General features: G+C 49.3%; 11 protein-coding genes. 9 read left to right on the top strand and 2 right to left on the bottom strand.

All coding sequences use genetic code 11. The features are described 5' to 3' along the window. Positions 1–11: 11 nt before the first annotated feature. Together MKQ68_RS22630 and MKQ68_RS22625 are read left to right on the top strand one after the other, a co-directional pair. Complete coding sequence (locus tag MKQ68_RS22630; RefSeq protein WP_264281062.1) at positions 12–1,772, top strand: RagB/SusD family nutrient uptake outer membrane protein; 1,761 nt, start codon at positions 12–14, stop codon at positions 1,770–1,772. Between the two features lie 414 nt (positions 1,773–2,186). Then, on the top strand, positions 2,187–2,627 hold the full coding sequence (locus tag MKQ68_RS22625) for a hypothetical protein (protein WP_264281061.1): 441 nt from the start codon (positions 2,187–2,189) through the stop codon (positions 2,625–2,627). A gap of 57 nt (positions 2,628–2,684) precedes the next feature. Here the strand turns inward: MKQ68_RS22625 and MKQ68_RS22620 are convergent, their stop codons facing one another. Beyond that, a complete protein-coding gene (locus tag MKQ68_RS22620) occupies positions 2,685–5,675 on the bottom strand; it encodes a serine hydrolase domain-containing protein (protein WP_264281060.1) in 2,991 nt (996 codons plus the stop codon). A gap of 282 nt (positions 5,676–5,957) precedes the next feature. On the opposite strand from MKQ68_RS22620, the gene MKQ68_RS22615 reads away from it, so the two are divergent. The 3 genes from MKQ68_RS22615 to MKQ68_RS22605 all read left to right on the top strand — a co-directional run bounded on the left by MKQ68_RS22615 (position 5,958) and on the right by MKQ68_RS22605 (position 8,568). Beyond that, positions 5,958–6,545 (top strand): adenylate kinase, encoded by a 588-nt coding sequence (locus MKQ68_RS22615; RefSeq protein WP_264281059.1) that lies wholly within the window; start codon positions 5,958–5,960, stop codon positions 6,543–6,545. 76 nt (positions 6,546–6,621) lie between these two features. Then, positions 6,622–7,737 (top strand): GTPase ObgE, encoded by a 1,116-nt coding sequence (gene obgE, locus MKQ68_RS22610; RefSeq protein ID WP_264281058.1) that lies wholly within the window; start codon positions 6,622–6,624, stop codon positions 7,735–7,737. An 81-nt stretch (positions 7,738–7,818) separates the two neighbouring features. After that, entirely contained in the window at positions 7,819–8,568 is a 750-nt protein-coding gene (locus tag MKQ68_RS22605; RefSeq protein ID WP_264281057.1) for a DUF72 domain-containing protein, read from the top strand. On the opposite strand, the gene MKQ68_RS22600 is transcribed toward MKQ68_RS22605, so the two are convergent. Beyond that, positions 8,550–8,900 carry a YegP family protein gene (locus tag MKQ68_RS22600; RefSeq protein ID WP_264281056.1) on the bottom strand — a complete coding sequence of 117 codons (351 nt, stop codon included), beginning with the start codon at positions 8,898–8,900 and terminating at the stop codon, positions 8,550–8,552. The two genes, MKQ68_RS22605 and MKQ68_RS22600, sit on opposite strands and share 19 nt — an antisense overlap. A gap of 172 nt (positions 8,901–9,072) precedes the next feature. Here MKQ68_RS22600 and MKQ68_RS22595 point away from each other — a divergent pair, with 172 nt between their 5' ends. From MKQ68_RS22595 to ypfJ, 4 genes are all read left to right on the top strand, one after another. After that, positions 9,073–10,614, top strand: a complete 1,542-nt coding sequence (locus MKQ68_RS22595) for a glycoside hydrolase family 10-like protein (RefSeq protein ID WP_244836498.1) — start codon at positions 9,073–9,075, stop codon at positions 10,612–10,614. A gap of 932 nt (positions 10,615–11,546) precedes the next feature. Then, on the top strand, positions 11,547–16,103 hold the full coding sequence (gene gltB / locus MKQ68_RS22590; RefSeq protein WP_264281055.1) for a glutamate synthase large subunit: 4,557 nt from the start codon (positions 11,547–11,549) through the stop codon (positions 16,101–16,103). Between the two features lie 41 nt (positions 16,104–16,144). Then, positions 16,145–17,623 (top strand): glutamate synthase subunit beta, encoded by a 1,479-nt coding sequence (locus MKQ68_RS22585; protein ID WP_264281054.1) that lies wholly within the window; start codon positions 16,145–16,147, stop codon positions 17,621–17,623. A 163-nt stretch (positions 17,624–17,786) separates the two neighbouring features. Beyond that, positions 17,787–18,629 (top strand): KPN_02809 family neutral zinc metallopeptidase, encoded by an 843-nt coding sequence (ypfJ, locus tag MKQ68_RS22580; protein WP_264281053.1) that lies wholly within the window; start codon positions 17,787–17,789, stop codon positions 18,627–18,629. The last annotated feature ends 112 nt before the right edge of the window (positions 18,630–18,741 follow it).

The following is an 18,741-nucleotide window of genomic DNA, read 5'->3' as shown; positions in this document are numbered from 1 at the left end:
ACCGTAAGATGATGAAACTCCAGATAAAACACCTCTTGCCCGTATGCTGCCTGTTCCTGCTGGCCGCCTGCAACAAAGACTTCCTAGAAAAAAAACCGCTGGATGCCTATAGCGATCGCGATGTATGGAACGACCCATCGCTCACGCAGGCTTTCGTAAATGATATGTACAGCCAGATGCGCCATGGCTATAATGAAGTGATGCTAAGTTCTATGACAGACGAAAGCCGGTTTATACACAACTACGGCACTACGCAAAGTACAAACGGTGCCATGTCTCCCGACGATATTGGTGCATTCAATTTGTTTGGTGAGTGGAATAAACATTACACGGCGATTCGTAACACCAACCTGTTCTTCGAAAAAATCGGAGAGGTCCCGTTTAAAGACGAAAGTTTACGTAACCGCCTGCGCGGCGAAACGCATTTCCTGAGAGCGTACTTCTATCACATGCTGGTGAAGTACTGGGGCGGCGTGCCGCTTATTACCAAATCATTTGGTCTTAAGGATAAGGATATGTTATTACCGCGCAGCACTTTTGAAGAGTGTGTAAAATTTATTGCTGATGAGTGCGACAGCGCAGCCAAATACTTGCCCGAAGTGCAAACCGGCGCCAACAGGGGTCGCGCTACAAAGTATGCAGCACTGGCGTTAAAGTCACGCTTCTTACTATATGCGGCCAGCGATTTGTTCAATCGTGCCGGTACGCAAAATGCATCTTTCGGTTACGTGGGTGGCGACCGTGTTGCCCGGTGGACGTTAGCCCGCAATGCCGCCAAAGCGATCATTGACTCTGCCCAGTTTGACTTGTACAAACCGACGAGCGACCCGGTGGAGAATTACACCCGCATCTTCATGGATAAAGATAATGTGGAAGCCATTTTTGTAAAGTATTTCCATAAAGAATTACTCGGCACAGACCACGACAAGTTCAACGGACCTAACGGCTATCATAACTGGGGTGGCAATGTTCCGCTCGAAAATTTTGTGGAGGGATACCAGATGGCGGATGGTACGCCGTTCGATCGCAGTAATCCTGCTCACGCTGCAAAGCCTTACGTAGGGCGCGATCCGCGCTTTTATGCAACGATCCTGTACGATGGTGCCCCCTGGAAAAAGCGTGCCACCGATGGCGTAGACCTCGACCCTATCGGCCAGATACAAACCGGTCGTTATGAATTCTGGAACGCCGCGAAAAATGCTGTGGAAATCCGCAATGGTCTTGATACCCGCCAAAGCTCGCTGGAAAACTGGAATGGAACGTATAGCGGATATTATCTCCGCAAGTTTATGGACATCAGTCTCGATGCGCAGTTTTTCAGAGGTGATAAGCCCTGGCAATTTTTTCGCTATGCAGAAATTCTATTGAACTACGCGGAAGCCTGTATCGCCTTAGGGCAGGAAGATGAAGCGCGCACTTACATTAACAGGATACGCACCCGTGCCGGTATGCCCGCGTTAGCTGCCACCGTTACCGGACAAGCCCTGGTAGATGCCTATCGCTATGAAAGACGCTACGAGCTTGCGTTTGAAGAACATCGCTACTTTGATGCGAGGCGCTGGCTGATTGCGACGACTGCATTCACCGGCCCTGCCAAAGCAATAGACATCTATGCAAAGCTGGGCGCGGATAAGGTAACGCTCACTTATACGTACACCGTACTCGCCACCGATGTACTCATGCGCAATTTCCAGGATAAACATTATCTACTACCAATTCAATCTGACGAAATGCGAAGGGATGAATTATTAAAACAAAATCCCGGTTATTGATAGTAAAGGGTGCGTGAAACATACGCACCCTTTTTTGTTAATTTTTTTGGCGGAATAATAAACCTTCGTAAATTCATTGTCCAGTTTAACAGCCACGTTTTAAATAGGTTTTTTTAGAAGCTTAAGACAAGGTTTGGCCCCGAGTGAATAGTTACAACAAAAGAACGCGTAAGCGTGTAAAGAGTCTGCACCATACCTTGCTTTACGATTTAACCAATTGATTATTATGCTTTTTTAGTCCGGGTTCGACCCAATGCCCCTGCAATGACTTTCATTGCGGTAACATTCCGGCAATCATCTGCTCACATTTCCTTAATGTGGCGGTAATGTTCCGTTAATGCAACTGTCTCAACTTTGGGGCGCAAAAAGCAATCGGCTCATAACCCGATAAGTTAACGCATTAAAACAAAAACAATGAAAAACAATCTTACCTGTTCGTTCGCCCCCAAAAAGCAAATCATTATGGCCCTGATCATCCTCGGCGCCAGCTATCCTACTATGGCACAAAGCCCTGTATTTGCGTACAACAATACACCTGTTGAAAAAACCTCCGGCGGCGCTAAAAAAGCCGTAAAAGTAAATGTGGTATCAGAAGCGGAAAACCCGTTGCTGTTCCGTGTAACCATCAACAATACCACTGGTGATCGTATCACGATGTTTATTAAAGATGGTAACAACAACATTCTTCACCGCGAAGTGCTGGACGCCGATCCGCAGATTACAGGCCGTTATAACCTGCAGTCGCTGGAAGATGGCGCGTACTACTTTGAGTTCCGCAGCGGAAAAAGCAAAGTAGAAAAGATGGTGGACATCAAAACAGAAGTTTATTCCAATCGCAAAGTGGAAATCGAATAAAAAATAAAAGGAGATAGCGTAACGGCTATCTCCTTTTTTATGGCTGTTTGATTTCTTTTACCTGGAGGCCATGGCCTGGTACAACACATCCATGATGTTACCGCGTACGTTGAGCGAAGATATTTTTGTATTCGCCCCACCATTGGGCGTTACACGATTACTCAGGTATACGAATACCAGGTTGTATTGCGGATCAACCCAAACGCAGGTGCCCGTAAACCCGGTGTGACCGTACACCTGCGGTGAAGCGAACTTGCTCGGATACGCATCTCTGCGGGTGGAATTATCTTTTTCCGGCTTATCAAACCCAAGACCGCGACGGCTGATGTCAGTATTGTATGCTGTAAACAATTTAATCGTTTCCGGCTTAATGTATTGAATACCATTAAACGAACCTCCGTTCGCTAACATCTGCAGCAGGATGCCCAGATCGTATGCATCGGAAAAAAGACCGGCATGACCGGCCACACCGCCAAACATCGCAGCTCCGGGATCGTGCACATCACCTCTTATCCATTGTATGCGGAAGATATGTTCAAACTCTGTAGGCACAATTTGCGATAACGGAAACCGCTCGCGTGGTTGAAAGCCCGTCGTGGTCATCCCCAGCGGATCGTAAAAAGCTTCTTTTACGTAACGGTCCAGCGTTTTGCCTGTGATCTGCTCCACCACTTTACCGAGAAAGATAAAGTCGTTGTCGCTGTAAATGTAACTTCTGCCGGCCAGCTTGCTCGTAAGAATGCGGCTGAACATCGTATCCACGAAGCGTGGCTGCATATACAAATGTTCTGCTACACGCAAAGTGTGCATAGAATCTTGCTCGGCGCGAAACAGCAACGTGTCTGGATAACCGTTAGGCGAAATCGCTTCTTTATAAAATGGAATGTAAGAAACGAGTCCTGCCTGATGCAGCAGCACATCGCGGATGCGCAGGTTTTGTTTATCGGTACCGCGCGTCCAGGGCAAGTATGCGCCCAGGGTACTATCCAGGTGTAAGCGGCCTTCGTCGTAAAGACGCATCACTGAAATGGTGGTGGCGCAAATTTTTGTAACGGAGGCCAGATCATAAATGGATTGCGGCGTTACGGCTTCACGCTGACTGTAATCATAGTGGCCGAACGATTTATTGTAGATAAGTTTCCCGTCCTTCAAAGCAACAATGCTACAACCAGGCGCTGCGCCCTTGGCGATCATATCGTATGCCAGCGAATCGATGCGCATCAGTGTTTGACTATTCATGCCAACAGATTCCGGCGCGGCTTCCTCGAGTAAGGCGACAGGGCGCGGGTATTCGGTAATGCCATCGCCGAACTTAAAATTGGTGCACACGGTTACAGGCAGCTTTCCTTTGGGAACGATGCGACCAAACAACACTTCGGCCGTAGCGCGCTGCGTGGTGGAGTCGTCTTCATATGCGGTGATGATCGTAGAGGCGTCGCAGAAGAACTTAGCAGCGTAAGGGTTACCGAACAACACGGTTGCGGTTGGCATTTCCTGCTGCAGCTGGTTAATCAGTTGCTTCTGGCTGCGCGGAATACCAAAGTCGTTCGCAGGTCGGCGGCTATAATTATGTAAGCTCACGATCACGGAAGAATAATCGTTTTTCAACCGCTGCACGAGCGCCGCAATTTGCGCTTCGCCCATACGGGAAGAAAAGATATAGGTGTCCACATCCGGCTTCATTTCTTTTACTGCGGACAGGAAGGTGTTATTACCATCAGCTCCAACGGCCAGTACCGCCAACTTGCGGCTATGGTTCACTGCCGGAGAAAAAGGCATGAGGTTATTATCGTTGCGCAAAAGTGTGATGGCCGCTTCGGATACGCGTTTACGTAAGGCCATCGTTTTCACGTTAATATCCTGCGCGATATTGGTGGTGTTAATTGGTTGCCAGTTGCCAAGTCCTAATTCGTACTTAGCGCGTAACACCTTCTTCACTCTTTTATATACTTCTTCTTTGCTGATTTGCCCTTTGCGAATGGCGGCGGCAATAGCATCAATACTTCCTTTCGAGGTAGATGGCAATTCCATCAGGTGGTTGCCGGCCAGCAGCGACTGCAGCGATTCTTGTCCATTCTTGTGATACTTCGCAATGCCCTGCATTTCAAGGGCATCGGTCACGATCAACCCGTCAAATCCAAGATCTTTTTGCAGCAGTTTGGTGACTACGTTGGGAGATATTGAACTGGGCGTGTTGGCTCTTTTATCTAAAGCAGGGATGTTCAGGTGCGCTACCATCACCATACCTACGCCCGCATCTATCGCACGTTTAAATGGATATATTTCGAGTGAGTCCAGCTCTGCAAGCGATTTCTTGATCAACGGAAGATCATAATGCGAATCGGTGTCGGTATCACCATGTCCCGGAAAGTGTTTGGCACAGGCCATCACGCCCACATCCTGCATACCCTTGATCATGGCGATGCCCATACGGGCCACCTGGTATTTATCTTCTCCGAAGGAACGGTCGTTAATAACAGGGTTATTCGGATTGTTATTCACATCCACTACCGGCGCAAAATTCACGTTTACGCCTACCCGTTTACACTGTTCGCCAATCGCCTGGCCAATCTCGTAAATCAGGCCACTGTCCTGCACCGCGCCCAGCATAAGGTTGCGGGGAAAAGCAATAGCACTGTCCAGCCGCATGCCCAGGCCCCACTCGCCGTCGATGGCCACGAGCAACGGCACTTTGCTGATGGCCTGGTATGCATTCAGCAAATTAGCCTGCCTGGCCGGACCGCCCTGGAAAAACACCAGTCCGCCAACTTTATTATTCCGGATATCTCGTATAACTGCGTTAATGTGATCTTGCCCGAAATTGGAGTGCGCCCTTATCATAATTAACTGGGCGATGCGCTCCTCGTGGCTGAGGGAATTAAAAACACTGTCTGCCCATTGGTCCGCGGCGCTTCGTTGAGCCGGGCGGGTAGGATGTTCTTTCTTTTTCTTTTCTTTCTCAAACGCATGATCGTGAACGTGGACCGGGGCTGCATAGTTTACCATTAGCAACCCGGTAAATCCCATTGCTAAAAATATCTTCCTCATTTCATAAACATACAACGTTTTATGCAGCGAAAGTTCTTAAATTACATAGAAGGGGTTGAAGGATAAAACATTACGCTCGATTTATATATAAACGCCTTTCATTTCCATCAACCAAACTCAATTTTAATAAGATTTAGCGTTTGACAAGCTTTGTTGAAAACTGTTCATAAATAGTGGCAGTTTCTTCGCAAGATTTCATCAATTACAATTTAAAGTGCAAATACTTTCAATTGTTTGTTATATTTGCAACTTACACGAGTAAGCAACCTTATTAGTTTAAATATGGTCAATCTAATTTTATTTGGCCCTCCCGGCAGCGGTAAAGGCACACAGAGCGCGAATATCATTGAGAAGTATGGACTGATCCACCTGTCTACCGGCGACATGCTGCGTAGTGAACTGGGCGCCAAAACTCCATTGGGTCTGGAGGCGCAGAAGTTTATTGATCAGGGCCTGCTGGTTCCTGATGAAGTGGTTATTGGAATGATTAGCTCAAAGCTGGACGCTAACCCGGATGCCCGTGGTTTTATTTTTGACGGTTTCCCACGCACCACTGCCCAGGCAGAAGCGCTGGATAAACTCCTGTTGCTGAAGAAAACCTCGATCTCCATGGTACTTTCACTGGAAGTTCCTGAAGATGAACTGGTTCGCCGCTTATTGAACCGTGGTCTTACCTCCGGCCGTACCGACGACGCCAGCGAAGATGTAGTGAAAGCACGTATCGTGGAATATCACAACAAAACCGCTCCTGTAGCCGACCACTACGCCAAATTCGGCAAGTTTAAAAAGGTGAAAGGTGATGGCAGTGTAGAATCAACCTTCGAACTGCTGTCCAAAGAACTGGACGCACTCACCAGCGAAAAAGTTTAAACAAACCGGACCTCCGGAACATTATATAAACGCAAAGATCCTGTAAGGGAAGCCATTTGGCCAAACTTTACGATCTTTGCGTTTTGCTTTTAAAAAATACCGCCGCAAACAGCCTCGACTGTCCGGCAACAACATCATGGAAAGAGGGAACTTTGTAGATTATATAAGAATATATAGTAAGTCCGGCAAAGGCGGGGCGGGCTCTATGCACTTCATGCGCACGAAATTTAACGCCCAGGCCGGCCCCGATGGTGGAGACGGCGGCCGTGGCGGTCACGTAATTTTACGTGGCAACGCTCAGCTGTGGACGCTGCTGCACTTACGCTGGTATAAAAACGTAATCGCAGAAAACGGTGAAAACGGCAGCGGGGACAACTGTACCGGCCGTTTTGGTAAGGATGTGATCATCGAAGTACCATTGGGCACCATCGCCCGCGACGAAGAAACCGGTGAAGTGGAAGCCGAGATCCTGGAAGATGGCCAGGAAATTATCTGGATGCCCGGCGGACAAGGCGGCCGTGGCAACGCTTACTTCAAATCGCCCACTAACCAGACACCCGAATACGCACAACCCGGCATGCCCGGCCTCGAAGGCTGGAAACTGCTGGAACTGAAAGTGTTGGCCGATGTTGGTCTGGTAGGGTTCCCGAACGCAGGTAAGTCTACCCTCCTCTCCAGCATTACCGCCGCTAAACCCAAAATCGCTAACTATGCGTTTACGACGCTGACGCCAAATTTGGGCATGGTGCCTTACCGTGACGAGAAATCGTTCATCATGGCCGACCTTCCCGGTATTATTGAGGGCGCACATGAAGGTAAAGGCCTCGGGCACCGTTTCCTCCGCCACATCGAACGCAATCCCGTATTACTTTTTCTGATCCCCGCGGACAGTGCGGACCATAAAAAGGAATTCGACATCCTCCTGAACGAACTGGAGCAATACAACCCGGAGCTGCTGGACAAACAATTCCTGCTCGCCATCAGTAAAAGTGATATGCTGGATGATGAACTGAAGGAGGCCATCTCGGCAGAACTTCCTGAGAATGTGCCACACGTGTTCATTTCCTCGGTGACCAACCAGGGGCTTACAGAATTGAAAGATATGCTGTGGTCTGCATTGACTGATGTATCCAACCGCACCAGCTGGCCAGATGAGGAGGAGGAAGAAGACGAAGAAGAAAACGAAGCATAACGATATGAAAAGGCGGCTCTTACGGCCGCCTTTCCTTTTGTACTGGTATTAATATTGATGCCGTTCCGGTAAATGGACCGCATGGCGCAAGATCGGCTGTTTCGCGTAGGCACTTCTGGCTGGAGTTATCAACATTGGAAAGGCATTTATTATCCTCCCACTGTTAAGGCCGCCGACTGGCTTTCGTTTTTTGCGAACGATTTCGATTGTGTGGAGATCAACAACAGCTTTTACAAGTTGCCTTCCCTGGGCACGGTGCAAAACTGGGCGGCAACCGTTCCCCGCGGCTTCGTCTTCTGCCCGAAGATGAATCGTTTTCTTTCCCATATGAAGAAGTTAAACGATCCGGAGCAGCCGCTGCAGCGCTTCTTCGATGTGTTTGACCCGGTGGCGGAACACCTCGGGCCCATACTTATTCAACTTCCTGCCAACGCCACATTCAAACCGCCGGTGGTAGAGCGGTTCTACAGCATCCTTCAGAAAAAATATAAACAATACCAGTTCTCCATGGAGGTGCGACATGATACCTGGTATACAGCAGAAAGTTTGAGGTTGATGCGGCAGTACAGTATCGGCCTGGTGATTACCGACTCTGGCGGCCTGTTCCCTTCGCAGGAAGTCGTGACCGCCAGCCATGTTTACCTGCGGTTTCACGGGCCGGGAAAATTGTATGCTTCTCAATATCACCCCAACACACTTCGCGCATACGCCCGCAAGTGCCGGCGGTGGATGGACGAAGGCCGCACGATATGGGCGTTCTTTAATAATGATATCAATGGATATGCTTTGGAAGATGCGCAAACACTGAAGCGTTATTTACTTAAGTCCTGATGCTGCTTATCGTATACCAGTGTTGCTGCGGGTGCCGTCATTTGCAATTGGGTGATCGCATCCTCCATCGTCCGTTCGTTGTCAAATATTTCGCTTACGCCGATCGACCGGCCTTTTTCGGATTGCAGCACAAAAAAGCAGCGACCATTTTCCATTCCTTTACGGATGAACCTTTCCGGCCGTTCGACGCTTACTCTTATTTGCGCGATGGTCTGTAAACATGCTGCTTTTGTAGAAAAAGTGGCGGCGTAAAAAATCGTTTTTCCCGTATCAGACTTAAACCTTACCAGGTAACTTCCAACCGGGTTGATCGCGATATGGAACTTGTTCATCTCTCTGTTCTTTAAGAAGATAAAACTACCGCATCCCAATATTTCAGTCCTGGCATTTTGCAAAGCGGGCAAACAAATCGCTGATTTACATCTCAATTTGGGCCTGAAATTTGAAACCTATCGCTGTTTGGTTATTTTCGCAGTTTTTCAAGGGATATATAAAGTCGGCTGAATGTTGAAGAAACTTTTAGCGGGGTTAGCGGTGTGCTGTGTTCTTGCGGGCCAGAGTTACGCACAGCTGCCCCCGAAGCGCGAAATGCGCGCAGTATGGATCGCCTCGGTTGGAAATATTGACTGGCCTTCGAGAAAGGGCCTCTCCTCCGTACAACAGAAGCAGGAGCTGATTAAGCTGCTCGACGATATCGTGCGCGACGGCATGAACGCCGTTTTTTTCCAGGTGCGGCCCGCCGCCGATGCGCTTTACGCTTCATCTTTCGAGCCATGGTCCGAATACCTGAGCGGACAACAGGGCCGTCCACCCGAGCCTTACTACGACCCCTTGCAATTTGCGATTGAAGAGTCGCACAAACGTGGACTGGAGCTGCACGCCTGGTTTAATCCCTACCGGGCAGTGATGAATACGCGCAGCAACTCCTTATCGCCCATGCACATTTCCCGCACGCGTCCCCAATGGTTTCTTAACTACGGCGATCAGAAGTTGTTCGATCCGGGTTTGCCGGAAGTGCGTGACTATTTCACACAAATCATCCGCGACGTAGTGAAACGTTATGATATAGATGGCGTTCACTTCGACGATTACTTTTACCCTTATCGCATTGCTGGCAAAGAGTTTCCTGATAATGGCAGTTACCGCGTGTATGGCCGTAATATGAATAAGGACGACTGGCGCCGTTGGAATGTAGATACATTGATGCACCAGGTGAGTATCGCCATTAAGGCGGAAAAATCCTGGGTGAAGTTCGGCATCAGCCCCTTTGGCGTTTGGCGTAACCGCGACCGCGATCCGGAAGGATCCAACACCCGCGGGGGTATGACCAACTACGACGACCTGTATGCAGATATTCTAAAATGGAGCCGCAGTGGCTGGATCGACTACGCAACGCCACAGCTTTATTGGGAGTTTGGTCACCGCCTGGTTGGATACGAGGTGTTAGTAAACTGGTGGGCCAACCACGCCTACGGCCGACACATGTATCCGGGACTGGCCATTTATAAGATCAATGGTTCCGCTACCTGGAAAGATCCTAACGAGGTGTTGAACCAAATTAAGGCGAACCGTTCTCTAAGCACGGTGCAGGGAAGCGTGTTCTTCCGCGCCCGCTCCTTCGACGATAACCCGCTGGGCTTCCGCGACAGCCTTCGTAATCATTACTTTAAGCACCCCGCATTGTTGCCGACCATGCCCTGGCTGGACAACAAGCCGCCGGAAGCTCCGTATTTCATAGATGCCTTTGAACGCCCCGGCGGACTGGCAATACATTGGTCGGATGATGACACGACCGGCCAAACGAAGAGTTATGTTATTTACCGGTTCGGCGAAAAAGAGGTAGTAAACCTGAACGACCCTACGAAAATTGCAGCGATCGTTCAGCAGATGCCAGATCCCATGTGGCTGGATACGAAGTACGTGCCGGGTACCCACTACGTGTATTTCGTAACGGCACTGGACCGGTTACACAATGAAAGCCTTGCGAGCGACGCCCTGAGGATGCAAACGGTGAATGGGAAAACGAGATTCATTTTTGATCCTTGATAAAACATATATATAAGGAGAGCCGGGAGATGCCCGGCTTTTTTTATGCCGTGAATTGTAAGTGCTTGCAAACGGACAGCAAGGTGTTGTAAGTGGTTCGCAAACTTGTGTAAATGCCTCGCAAACCTCTGCAACCTGACAGCAAGGCATTGTAAGCTGTTCTCAAACTTGTGTAAGTGCTTCGCAAACTCCTGCAACCTGACAGCAAGGCATTGTAAGTTCTTTGCAAACTTGTGTAAATGCTTCGCAAACCTCTGTAACCTGACAGCAAGGCAGTGTAAGTTGTCTGCAAACTTATGTAAATGTTTCGCAAACTGCTGCGACCTGACAGCAAGGCAGTGTAAGTACGCTCCTTGGTTATGTAAACGCCCTTCTGGATGCTACCACCGACACCTGGGCTGTGTGAATGACCTCCGAGGTATCTCCACCGACACCTCGGCAGTGTAAATGCCTTCCCGGGTGCTGCGACCGACACTCGGCAGTGTAAATGCCTTCCTGGATCGCGCTGACGACGCATTATCCAGCGTAAATCCTTATCTGAATACTTCAGTTAGCCGTTCGGCAAACCCTCATCAATAAATAACGAATAAACTTTATATAACTGCCTGGCCAGTAAGATCATCCTGTTAACTTGCTATAAGAAAACGTGAAGATGCGCGTATCCTTTTCCGATCCGCTAAAGCTTCTTTATACGCAAATGTCCCGAGATAAACACATTTTGTCCACACCAACTGTAGTCGTGTTAAATAAAGCATACCCCATTTTTGAAAATTTCTAAATTTTCGCCATTAAACAAATGTTTATATAAAAAATACCGCGTTCTATTAGTATCTTTAAACCGTTCCCGTAACAATACAGTATAATATTCCAAAAAGGCGCCTTTCAGTCTGATGGGAAAAGTGTATTTGAATTAATGAATAAAATCTAAGCCAATGCGTGAAGAGAGCAAATTGCAAGGTTTGTATCGTCCGGAATTTGAATCAGATGCCTGCGGTATCGGTTTTGCCGCCCACATTAAAGGTCGTAAGTCCCACCAGATCATTCGCGATGCACTGACAATGCTCGAAAATATGGAACACCGTGGCGCCTGCGGTTGCGAGGTAAACACAGGCGACGGCGCTGGCATTCTTATCCAGATGCCGCACGAATTCCTGTACGACGAATGTTTAAAACTTGGTATCAAACTGCCGGGCTTTGGTAAATATGGTGTTGGTCAGATCTTTTTCCCGAAAGAACCACGCTGGCGTGAAGAGTGCCGCGAAATTCTGCAGCGTTGCGCTGAAAAACTTGGCCTCGAGATTCTTGGTTTCCGTAAAGTGCCTGTTCGCCCCGATGGCATCGGCGAAGGCGCGCTTTCTGTAGAACCTGAAATTGAACAGGTGTTTATCGCTTCTCCTTACCAGATCTCGGATCCGGAAGAGTTTGAGCGTAAACTGTTCGTACTCCGGAATTACATTTCTAAAACTGTTCGCAATTCTGTTGCTTCAGATAAAGCATCTTTCTACATCGCATCGCTTTCTTACAAAACGATCGTGTACAAAGGTCAGCTTACTACTTACCAGGTTCGTCATTATTACCCGGACCTGAGCGACGAGCGTATGGTATCAGCCTTTGGTTTGATCCACTCCCGTTTTGCTACTAACACCTTCCCTAGCTGGAGGCTCGCTCACCCGAACCGTTTTATTGCGCATAATGGTGAGATCAACACGCTGAAAGGTAACCTGAACTGGCTGCGCGCCGGCGAAAAAAGCTTCGTGTCCAAATTTTTCACTCCGGAAGAAATGGATATGCTTACCCCGCTGGTGGACGAAAACCAGTCTGACTCTGCCTGCCTCGATAACGTGATCGAGCTGCTCGCCCTCACCGGCCGCTCCCTTCCTCATGTTATGATGATGATGATCCCCGAAGCCTGGGACGGCAACGAGGACATGGACCCGGAGAAAAAAGCTTTCTACGAATACCACGCATCGCTGATGGAACCCTGGGACGGTCCCGCTTCCATTTCCTTCACCGATGGTAAAATAATCGGCGCCACGCTCGACAGGAACGGTCTTCGCCCTTCCCGCTTCGTGGTAACCAAAGACGATCGTGTAATCATGGCTTCTGAAGCAGGTGTATTACCGATCGATCCTGCCAACGTAAAAGAAAAAGGCCGCCTGCAACCAGGTAAAATGTTCGTGGTAGACATGGAACAGGGTCGCATTATCGAAGATACCGAACTGAAAAAATCCATCTGCTCCCAGCAACCTTATGCAGAATGGCTGAACAGGTATAAAATCCGCCTGGCCGAACTGCCTGAACCAAGGGTTACGTTCACACATCTTGAGCAAGACCAGATCTTTAAATACCAGCGCGCTTTCGGTTACTCTACCGAAGACCTGGATACCATCATTGCGCCTATGGCCATTGACGGTAAAGAGCCGATCGGTTCTATGGGTACGGATGCGCCGCTCGCAGTATTAAGCGATCAGCCGCAACACATTACCAGCTACTTCAAACAGCTGTTTGCACAGGTAACCAATCCGCCGATCGATCCGATCCGTGAAAGACTGGTAATGTCGCTGGCTACGTTTGTAGGTAATAATGGTAACCTGCTGGATGAAGATCCGCTGCATTGCCATAGCGTAGCGCTGAACCACCCGATCCTGAATAACTACGAGCTGGAAAAAATCCGTAGCATCGATACCGGTATCTTCCAGGCCAAGACGCTGCACACCTACTTCAGGGCTGATGGTAAACCTGGCTCCCTGGAAAAAGGTTTACAACGCCTTTGCCGTTATGCGGTGGATGCGGTGGAAGATGGGTTTGAAGTAATCATCCTATCTGACAGGGCGATTGACTCCGAGCACGCAGCTATTCCTTCTTTGCTGGCTACTTCTGCAGTTCACCACCACCTGATCCGCAAGGGTTATCGTGGCCAGGTTGGCCTCATCGTAGAAGCCGGCGACGTGTGGGAAGTACATCACTTTGCTTGCCTGTTGGGCTTTGGCGCTACCGCCATCAACCCTTACCTCGCACTCAGCACCATTCGTGACTTACGTCTGAATGGTAAACTGCAAACCGAGCAGGATGTAGACAAACTCAAAAAGAATTATGTTAAAGCGGTTTGTGATGGCCTGCTGAAAGTGTTCTCCAAAATGGGTATTTCCACCCTGCAATCTTACCAGGGTGCGCAAATTTTCGAGATCCTCGGCATCAACAATTCCGTTGTAAATAAATACTTTACCGGCGCTGTATCCCGCATACAGGGTATGGGTCTGGACGAAATTGCACAGGAAACGCTTGCTAAACACTGGCAGGGTTACGGCAGAAAAGAAACGCCTATCCAACGCCTGACGGTTGGCGGTATTTACCAATGGAAGCGTAAAGGAGAGTTCCACCTCTTCAACCCGCAAACCATTCACTTGCTGCAATATGCAACCAGGCTTAACGACTACACGACTTTCAAAAAATACTCTAAAGCTGTAAACGACCAGGCTGAAAAAGCGGCTACGCTGCGCAGCATGTTCACTTTTAAACGCACGCGTAAATCTATTCCTATTGAGGAAGTAGAACCTGCGAGCTCCATCATGAAACGTTTCGCCACCGGCGCAATGAGCTTTGGCTCCATTTCGCACGAGGCACACTCCACGCTGGCTATTGCGATGAACCGCATTGGTGCCAAGAGCAATACCGGTGAGGGTGGTGAAGATGAAATGCGTTATGAGGAACTACCTAACGGTGACTCTATGCGTTCGGCAATTAAGCAGGTGGCTTCTGCACGTTTCGGCGTAACCAGCTACTACCTGACTAATGCGGACGAGCTGCAGATCAAAATGGCACAAGGCGCTAAACCAGGTGAAGGTGGTCAGCTGCCCGGCCATAAAGTAGACGAGTGGATCGGTAAAGTACGTCACTCCACGCCAGGCGTAGGTTTGATCTCTCCGCCACCACACCACGACATCTACTCTATCGAGGATCTTGCCCAGCTGATCTTCGACCTGAAGAATGCCAACCGCGCCGCCCGTATCAGTGTAAAACTGGTATCCAAAGCAGGCGTAGGCACCATCGCTGCGGGTGTAACCAAAGCCCATGCGGATGTGGTACTCATCGCCGGTTATGACGGTGGTACCGGTGCATCGCCTATCAGTTCAATTAAACATGCCGGTCTCCCATGGGAGCTTGGTCTGGCCGAAACACATCAGACACTGGTAAAAAATAAATTGCGTAGCCGCGTGACCGTACAGGCTGACGGTCAGATGAAAACCGGCCGCGATATCGCTATCGCTACCTTACTGGGTGCGGAAGAATGGGGAGTTGCTACTGCCGCACTGGTGGTAGAAGGTTGTATCATGATGCGTAAGTGCCATGTTAACACCTGTCCTGTTGGTGTCGCTACCCAGGATCCGGAACTGCGCAAGCGCTTCACCGGCGATCCTCAGCACGTAGTTAACTTCTTCAATTTCATGGTAGAAGAACTGCGCGAGATCATGGCCGACCTGGGCTACCGCAACATCAACGAAATGGTGGGCCAGGTAGAAAACCTGCAGGTGCGCGAAGGCATCAATCACTGGAAATACAAAAACCTCGACCTCTCCCCGATCCTGTATCGTGAGCCATCTGCACCAGAAGTTGGCCTGTACAAACTGGAAGAGCAGGACCATGGTTTGGCAGAAGTGATTGACTGGCAGCTGTTAAAAGCCGCACAACCTGCGCTGGATCAAAAAACACGTGTGTTTAAACAGTTCGCTGTTAAAAATACCGACCGTACGATCGGTGCCATCCTTTCTAACGAAGTATCTAAAAAATACAAGAGTGAAGGACTGCCGGAAGATACGCTTCATTTCAAATTCAACGGTTCTGCCGGTCAAAGCTTTGGTGCATTTACCACCAAGGGCATTACACTGGAACTGGAAGGTGAAGCCAACGACCACTTTGGTAAAGGTTTGAGCGGTGCCAAACTGGTGCTGTATCCTTCTAACGAAGTAAGTGGTTTTAAAGCGGAAGAAAACATCATTGCCGGTAACGTGGCCTTCTACGGCGCTACTTCCGGTGAGGCATACATCCGCGGTAAAGCCGGTGAACGCTTCTGCGTTCGTAACTCCGGTGCAACCGTTGTGGTAGAAGGTGTTGGCGACCACGGTTGCGAATACATGACCGGTGGTAAAGCGGTTATTCTCGGAGAAACCGGCCGCAACTTCGGTGCGGGTATGAGTGGTGGTATTGCTTATGTGTACGATCTGAAAGGCACTTTCGCCAACCGCTGCAACAAGGAAATGATCGACCTGGACCCGCTGAACGAAGCAGATGCAGCACAACTGCAGGACCTGCTGACTAAGCATCACGCTTACACGAACAGTACGGTGGCGAAGTTCATCTTGAAAGACCTTGAAAATCAACTGACTCACTTTGTGAAAGTATTCCCGAAAGAATACAAGGCGGTGCTGAAAGCAAAAGGCCTTATCCCTTCGGAGTCATTGAAAGAAGGTAGCGAGAAAAGCGGTAAATAATTTTTTAACTGTAAAAGTGCCGCCGAAAGGTGGAGTGCGTTATGGGTAAACCAACAGGATTTTTAGAATTTACAAGGGAACTTCCAGGCAAAGCTGCGCCCGCAGACAGGACGAAACACTACAACGAGTTTGTAGAGCGTCTTCCTGAGCAGAAACTGAATCAGCAATCTGCCCGCTGCATGAACTGCGGTGTACCTTTCTGCCACAGCGGCTGCCCACTGGGTAATATTATTCCCGAGTTTAACGATGCCGTGTACCGCAAGGACTGGCAGGAAGCATACGACGTATTATCTTCTACCAATAACTTCCCGGAGTTTACCGGCCGTATTTGTCCGGCGCCTTGCGAAAGCGCGTGTGTACTGGGCATTAATCAGCCACCGGTAGCTATCGAGGAAATCGAAAAACACATTATCGAAATCGCTTTCGATAAAGGCCTGGTACAGGCACGTGTTCCCAGGGTTCGTACTGGTAAAAAAGTAGCAGTAGTAGGATCTGGTCCCGCTGGTATGGCGGCGGCTGCACAGCTGAACTACGCTGGCCACCAGGTTACCGTGTTTGAAAGAGATGATGCGCCCGGCGGTTTGCTCCGTTATGGCATTCCCGATTTCAAACTGGAAAAATGGGTGATCGACCGTCGTGTGAAACTGATGGAAGAAGAAGGCGTTACTTTCCAATGCAGCACCAACGTTGGTGTAGACATAAAGGTAAATGACCTGCTGCGCGAATACCATGCTATTGTACTCGCCGGAGGTTCAACCATCCCGCGCGACCTGGCCATTCCCGGCCGCGAGCTCAAAGGTGTTCATTTCGCGATGGACTTCCTGAAACAGCAAAACAAACGTGTAGGCAACCGCGTGGTTGGCTCAGAAGATATACTGGCAAGCGGCAAAAACGTGGTCGTGATTGGTGGTGGTGATACCGGCTCCGACTGTGTGGGTACCTCCAACCGTCATGGTGCGAAAAGTATTACCCAGCTGGAACTGCTGCCAAAACCTCCGTCTGAACGTACTACCTATATGCCCTGGCCTACTTATCCAATGGTTTTGAAAACCTCTACTTCACACGAAGAGGGTGCAGACCGTAAGTGGGCGATCGCAACGAAAGAATTTATTGGTGATGGTAACGGAAACCTGAAGGCATTGAAGCTGGTAGACCTGCAATGGACTGCCTCCGCTGATGGTCGTCCGGCACGATTCACCGAAGTGGCTGGCTCTGAAAGGGATGTTCCCTGCGAACTGGCGTTCCTCGCAATGGGCTTCGTACACCCCCAGCATACCGGGATGGTAGACGATCTTGGAGTGGAACTTGACGAGCGTGGTAATGTGAAGGCAAGCGAAAAGGCTTACCAGACTTCCATTCCTAAAGTGTTTGCCGCAGGCGACATGCGCCGTGGACAATCACTGGTAGTTTGGGCTATCAGCGAAGGCCGCGAATGCGCACGCAAAGTGGACGAGTTCCTGATGGGCGCGTCGCAACTGGAAAGCAAAGACGCCTCTCTGATGGCGATGATGCTCGGATAAGGCCCCTTTGCCATTTTTATCAACCTTTTTATTTTAAACTTTCTCATAAGCAGGTTTAGATTTTGTTGTAACCTTCAGCCGGGCCGGGTTTTTACCCGGCCTTTTCGTTTACCGGCATATATCTTGTACATTAGTAGTCCTTAACTCCTAAAAACATTACACTATGCGTTGGTCAGGCAGGCGCGAAAGCGGCAACGTAGAAGACCGCCGCGGCATGAGCGGTGGCAAGATCGTCGGGGGCGGTATTGGCGGTATCATTATCGCCGTTATCATTTACTTCCTCGGTGGAGATCCTTCCCAGATTATTAACACACAACAGGTTCAACAAGAACAACTTTCGCCGGAAGAAAAGGCTGCGGAAGACCAGGCGGCCAGTTTCGTAAAAGTCGTTTTGGCCGATACGGAAGATGTGTGGAACAAATTATTCTCGGAAAACAGCGAACAATATGTGGAACCTAAACTGGTGTTGTTCACCGGCTCCGTTCAATCGGCGTGTGGTGGGGCCACCAGCGCATCCGGACCATTCTATTGCCCGTCCGATCAAAAGGTGTACATCGATCTTTCTTTTTATGATGACCTGAGTAAACGTTTCGGCGCGCCGGGCGATTTTGCCATGGCGTATGTCGTGGCGCATGAAGTCGGTCACCACGTACAGAACTTGCTAGGCATTTCGGATAAGCTGCATAATGCGCGCGGTCGTGTCAGCGAAACCGAATACAATCGTCTTTCTGTAAAACTCGAATTACAGGCTGACTTTCTGGCGGGCGTATGGGCGCATCACGCTCAAAAAATGAAAAACGTGCTCGAAGCCGGCGACATTGAAGAAGCACTCAACGCCGCAAACGCAATCGGCGATGACCGCCTCCAGAAACAAGCGCAGGGCCATGTGGTGCCGGATGCCTTTACCCATGGCACTTCCGAACAACGGATGTACTGGTTCAAACGAGGTTTTGAAACCGGGGATCTTAGTAAAGGAGATACTTTTAAAGAACTCGCACAGTTATAAAGGGGCCGACTAAACAGCCAAATGAAGGTTTTCAGAAATTGCTTAAAACCGGGATGATCATCATCCGGTATCCGAATAAAAGGGGCTGACCATTAGTTTTTTGGTCAGCCCC

Source organism: Chitinophaga horti (assembly GCF_022867795.2).
GTDB lineage: Bacteria > Bacteroidota > Bacteroidia > Chitinophagales > Chitinophagaceae > Chitinophaga > Chitinophaga horti.
Note: the sequence above shows the minus strand (reverse complement) of the source record. Positions and strands in the feature narration are given on the sequence as shown.